The organism is Maribacter sp. HS (assembly GCF_048059195.1).
Lineage (GTDB): Bacteria > Bacteroidota > Bacteroidia > Flavobacteriales > Flavobacteriaceae > Maribacter > Maribacter dokdonensis.
In genome coordinates this window covers 1-5658 of record NZ_JAYLVV010000014.1, presented here as the reverse complement: position 1 = coordinate 5658, position 5658 = coordinate 1, and the positions used below count along the sequence as shown (strand labels likewise).

2 tRNA genes and 3 rRNA genes are annotated in these 5658 nt (G+C 50.4%); all 5 read left to right on the top strand.

What is annotated here, in order from left to right:
* Window positions 1-310: 310 nt before the first annotated feature.
* The 5 genes from VBZ51_RS18930 (at window position 311) to rrf (ending at window position 5616) form a co-directional block, all read left to right on the top strand.
* Window positions 311-1841: ribosomal RNA gene (locus VBZ51_RS18930) — 16S ribosomal RNA — on the top strand.
* Window positions 1842-2029: 188 nt separating this feature from the next.
* A tRNA-Ile gene (locus tag VBZ51_RS18925) sits at window positions 2030-2103 on the top strand.
* Between the two features lie 115 nt (window positions 2104-2218).
* A tRNA-Ala gene (locus VBZ51_RS18920) sits at window positions 2219-2295 on the top strand.
* Between the two features lie 210 nt (window positions 2296-2505).
* Window positions 2506-5336, top strand: a 23S ribosomal RNA gene (locus VBZ51_RS18915).
* Window positions 5337-5504: 168 nt separating this feature from the next.
* Window positions 5505-5616: ribosomal RNA gene (rrf, locus tag VBZ51_RS18910) — 5S ribosomal RNA — on the top strand.
* The 16S, 23S and 5S rRNA genes sit together here with 2 tRNA genes alongside, the layout of an rRNA operon.
* Window positions 5617-5658: the final 42 nt, after the last annotated feature.

The following is a 5658-nucleotide window of genomic DNA, read 5'->3' as shown; positions in this document are numbered from 1 at the left end:
AAAAAAAGAAAGAATATTTTTTTTCGAAATAAGTTGCCAGGTTAAAAAACAGTTGTATATTTGCAGCCGCTTAGGGAGACACCTAAGGGAAACGAAGCCGGGAAGGTCGCAAGATCCAAGGGCGGAGTGGATAAAAGTTCATTGAAATATTGTGGAGATTTAAGAATCGAGTTCAGGTGAGGACCTGGATGAGAGGAACACGAATTAAGAAACATAAGATTGAATATGCCTAGTGCATATATCGATATATTGAATCGAGAGTCGGGGCCGGGATGGATTTGGTTTCGTTGGGACGAATATTTACAAAACAACGATGAAGAGTTTGATCCTGGCTCAGGATGAACGCTAGCGGCAGGCCTAACACATGCAAGTCGAGGGGCAGCGGGGAAAAGCTTGCTTTTCCGCCGGCGACCGGCGCACGGGTGCGCACCGCGTATGGAACCTGCCTTGTACAGGGGAATAGCCCAGGGAAACTTGGATTAATGCCCCGTAGTACCGTATTTCGGCATCGTTATACGGTTAAAGCCTTCGGGCGGTACAAGATGGCCATGCGTCCCATTAGCTTGTTGGTAAGGTAACGGCTTACCAAGGCTACGATGGGTAGGGGCCCTGAGAGGGGGATCCCCCACACTGGTACTGAGACACGGACCAGACTCCTACGGGAGGCAGCAGTGAGGAATATTGGACAATGGAGGAGACTCTGATCCAGCCATGCCGCGTGCAGGAAGAATGCCCTATGGGTAGTAAACTGCTTTTATACGGGAAGAAAAAGAGCTACGTGTAGCTTACTGACGGTACCGTAAGAATAAGGACCGGCTAACTCCGTGCCAGCAGCCGCGGTAATACGGAGGGTCCGAGCGTTATCCGGAATTATTGGGTTTAAAGGGTCCGTAGGCGGGCCGATAAGTCAGGGGTGAAAGTCTGCCGCTCAACGGTAGAACTGCCTTTGATACTGTCGGTCTTGAGTTATAGTGAAGTTGCCGGAATATGTAGTGTAGCGGTGAAATGCATAGATATTACATAGAACACCGATTGCGAAGGCAGGTGACTAACTATATACTGACGCTGATGGACGAAAGCGTGGGGAGCGAACAGGATTAGATACCCTGGTAGTCCACGCCGTAAACGATGGATACTAGCTGTCCGGGGCCTTGAGTTCTGGGCGGCCAAGCGAAAGTGATAAGTATCCCACCTGGGGAGTACGTTCGCAAGAATGAAACTCAAAGGAATTGACGGGGGCCCGCACAAGCGGTGGAGCATGTGGTTTAATTCGATGATACGCGAGGAACCTTACCAGGGCTTAAATGCATATTGACAGGGTCAGAGATGACTTTTCCTTCGGGCAATTTGCAAGGTGCTGCATGGTTGTCGTCAGCTCGTGCCGTGAGGTGTCAGGTTAAGTCCTATAACGAGCGCAACCCCTACCGTTAGTTGCCAGCATGTCATGATGGGGACTCTAACGGGACTGCCGGTGCAAACCGTGAGGAAGGTGGGGATGACGTCAAATCATCACGGCCCTTACGTCCTGGGCCACACACGTGCTACAATGGCAGGTACAGAGAGCAGCCACGTCGCAAGGCGGAGCGAATCTATAAAACCTGTCACAGTTCGGATCGGGGTCTGCAACTCGACCCCGTGAAGCTGGAATCGCTAGTAATCGGATATCAGCCATGATCCGGTGAATACGTTCCCGGGCCTTGTACACACCGCCCGTCAAGCCATGGAAGCCGGGAGTGCCTGAAGTCCGTCACCGTAAGGAGCGGCCTAGGGCAAGATCGGTAACTAGGGCTAAGTCGTAACAAGGTAGCCGTACCGGAAGGTGCGGCTGGAACACCTCCTTTCTAGAGATTGTCCTTTTAAGGACGGTCCCTGGCGAAACGAAGAATCGGAAAACGGTCCCGGTCTTTTGGTTTAATACGATTGTTTTTAAGATAAAGTGTTCGAATAAGAATAAAGATCTCCATAATCATGATATATAAGTAATTGCTTTTCCGGGAAGGTATTTATACTGAAGAGGAAGAGTAGGGACAGTCCCATAGCTCAGCTGGTTAGAGCGCTACACTGATAATGTAGAGGTCGGCAGTTCGAGTCTGCCTGGGACTACAAACAAGAAAGGGTGCCTATCGGGCATTACGTTCATATATTGAAATATTGAAGGAAATTTTAGAAGTTGTGCTACCTGTCAACTGTAAACTGGCAACAGCCGACTTATGGAATTGGGGGATTAGCTCAGCTGGCTAGAGCGCCTGCCTTGCACGCAGGAGGTCATCGGTTCGACTCCGATATTCTCCACCAGGCAATGCCTGTAGATATGAAATAAGATCTTCAGTGCTTGCGGTGATTGGCGTAGATGATTTAATTGTCTATCGCGACTCGCGATCGTTCATTGACATATTGGAACAGGAGGTAAGACATTTTTAATGTTTTATCGACTAAAAAAGAAAGAAACACGAATCTTTATTAAGTAAAGAGTACGAATTAAGAATAGAATAGATTAAAGATCTGGCGACAAGCTGGAAAAGGGCGTATGGGGAATGCCTAGGCTCTCAGAGGCGAAGAAGGACGTGATAAGCTGCGAAAAGCTGCGGGGATCGGCACACACGATATGATCCGCAGGTATCCGAATGGGGCAACCCGTTATATTGAAGGTATAACATCCGCAAGGAGGCAAACCCGGGGAACTGAAACATCTAAGTACCCGGAGGAGGAGAAAACAAAAGTGATTCCGATAGTAGCGGCGAGCGAAATCGGATTAGTCCAAACCGTACATGTTCCGGCATGTGCGGGGTTGTAGGACCACGACATTCGAGATGTAATGAACTAGAACGCTTTGGAAATAGCGGCCATAGAGGGTGATAGTCCCGTATAGGCAAAGAGCATTTAGATAGTGGTATCCTGAGTAGTGCGGGGCACGTGAAACCCTGTATGAATCCGGCGGGACCATCCGCCAAGACTAAATACTCCTGAGAGACCGATAGTGAACCAGTACCGTGAGGGAAAGGTGAAAAGAACCGTGAATAACGGAGTGAAATAGATCCTGAAACCATACGCTTACAAGCGGTCGGAGCCCATATGGGTGACGGCGTGCCTTTTGCATAATGAGCCTACGAGTTACTTTTACTGGCAAGGTTAAGTTCTTCAGGAACGGAGCCGTAGCGAAAGCGAGTCTTAATAGGGCGCCATAGTCAGTAGTAGTAGACGCGAAACCGTGCGATCTACCCATGGGCAGGTTGAAGCTGTGGTAACACATAGTGGAGGACCGAACCCGTTGACGTTGAAAAGTCTTGGGATGACCTGTGGGTAGGGGTGAAAGGCCAATCAAGCTCGGAAATAGCTCGTACTCCCCGAAATGCATTTAGGTGCAGCGTGTAGATAGTTTTATAGAGGTAGAGCTACTGATTGGATGCGGGGGCTTCACCGCCTACCAATTCCTGACAAACTCCGAATGCTATAAAATGTTTCTGCGCAGTGAGGGCATGGGTGCTAAGGTCCATGTCCGAGAGGGAAAGAACCCAGATCACCGGCTAAGGTCCCAAAGTATATGCTAAGTTGATATAACGCGGTGGAACTGCATTGACAGCCAGGATGTTGGCTTGGAAGCAGCCATTCATTTAAAGAGTGCGTAACAGCTCACTGGTCGAGCGGTTCCGCATGGATAATAATCGGGCATAAGCATATCACCGAAGCCGTGACTTTGTATTTATACAAGGGGTAGGGGAGCATTGTAACTGCGTCGAAGGCGTACCTGCGAGGGATGCTGGAGCGGTTACAAACGAAAATGTAGGCATAAGTAACGATAATGCGGGCGAGAAACCCGCACGCCGAAAGACCAAGGTTTCCCCAGCTATGCTAATCAGCTGGGGGTCAGTCGGGACCTAACGCGAACCCGAAGGGGATAGTGGATGGACAACAGATTAATATTTCTGTACCTGCTCACGCTAAAAGTGACGGAGGCGAGAAGTTGGTGCGTACAGACGGAATTGTACGTTGAAGGGAGCGGTAACGCCCCGATAGTACACCGAGGCCACGGCCAAGGTGATAATCCAGCATATCGACTTCCAAGAAAAGCGAGTGAAGCAGCCCGTACCGTAAACCGACACAGGTGGTTGGGATGAGTATTCTAAGGCGCTCGAGAGATTCATGGCTAAGGAACTAGGCAAAATAGACCCGTAACTTCGGGAGAAGGGTCGCCCCCTTATGGGGGGCCGCAGTGAAGAGGTCCAGGCGACTGTTTATCAAAAACACAGGGCTCTGCAAAATCGAAAGATGACGTATAGGGCCTGACACCTGCCCGGTGCTGGAAGGTTAAGAGGAGATGTCATTCCTTCGGGGAGAAGCATTGAATTGAAGCCCCAGTAAACGGCGGCCGTAACTATAACGGTCCTAAGGTAGCGAAATTCCTTGTCGGGTAAGTTCCGACCTGCACGAATGGTGCAACGATCTGGACACTGTCTCGGCCATGAGCTCGGTGAAATTGTAGTATCGGTGAAGATGCCGGTTACCCGCAGTGGGACGAAAAGACCCCGTGCACCTTTACTATAGCTTCGTATTGACCTTGGTCAAGCAATGTGTAGGATAGCTGGGAGACTTTGAAGCTGCATCGCCAGGTGTGGTGGAGTCATTGTTGAAATACCAGCCTTTGCTTGTCCGGGGCCTAACTCTCTTCTGAGAGAACAGTGCGTGGTGGGTAGTTTGACTGGGGTGGTCGCCTCCAAAAGAGTAACGGAGGCTTCTAAAGGTGCCCTCAATACGGTTGGCAATCGTGTGTAGAGTGCAATGGCACAAGGGCGCTTGACTGAGAGACATACAGGTCGATCAGGTTGGAAACAAGAGCATAGTGATCCGGTGGTTCCGCATGGAAGGGCCATCGCTCAAAGGATAAAAGGTACGCCGGGGATAACAGGCTGATCTCCCCCAAGAGCTCATATCGACGGGGGGGTTTGGCACCTCGATGTCGGCTCGTCACATCCTGGGGCTGGAGAAGGTCCCAAGGGTTGGGCTGTTCGCCCATTAAAGTGGCACGCGAGCTGGGTTCAGAACGTCGTGAGACAGTTCGGTCTCTATCTACTGCGGGCGTTAGAAATTTGAGTGGATCTGACTCTAGTACGAGAGGACCGAGTTGGACCGACCGCTGGTGCGCCAGTTGTTCCGCCAGGAGCATCGCTGGGTAGCTATGTCGGGATCGGATAAGCGCTGAAAGCATATAAGCGCGAAACCGGCCACAAGATGAGATTTCTTTAAAGGGCCGTGGGAGATGACCACGTTGATAGGCTATAGGTGGAAGGGCAGTAATGTCCGTAGCCGAGTAGTACTAATTGCCCGTCAGGCTTGCGCATACGTACGTCCCTTCCTTGTGGAGGGGCGCACGACGATCTTTACTTCTTTCTTTCGATTCTGAAACATATTTGACGATATACATGTTTCTTTCCTTTATAGGAATCCTGTTCCATTCATGTCAACGATATTGCGGCGAAGGCCGCGGTCGGCAATGTCCGATCCAAAACTTAGGTGGCCATGGCGACGGGGCCCACCCCTTACCATTCCGAACAGGGAAGTTAAGACCGTTTGCGCCGATGGTACTGCTATACCAAGTGGGAGAGTAGGTAGCCGCCTTTTTCGAAAGCCCCTTACAGTAATGTAAGGGGCTTTTTTTATACC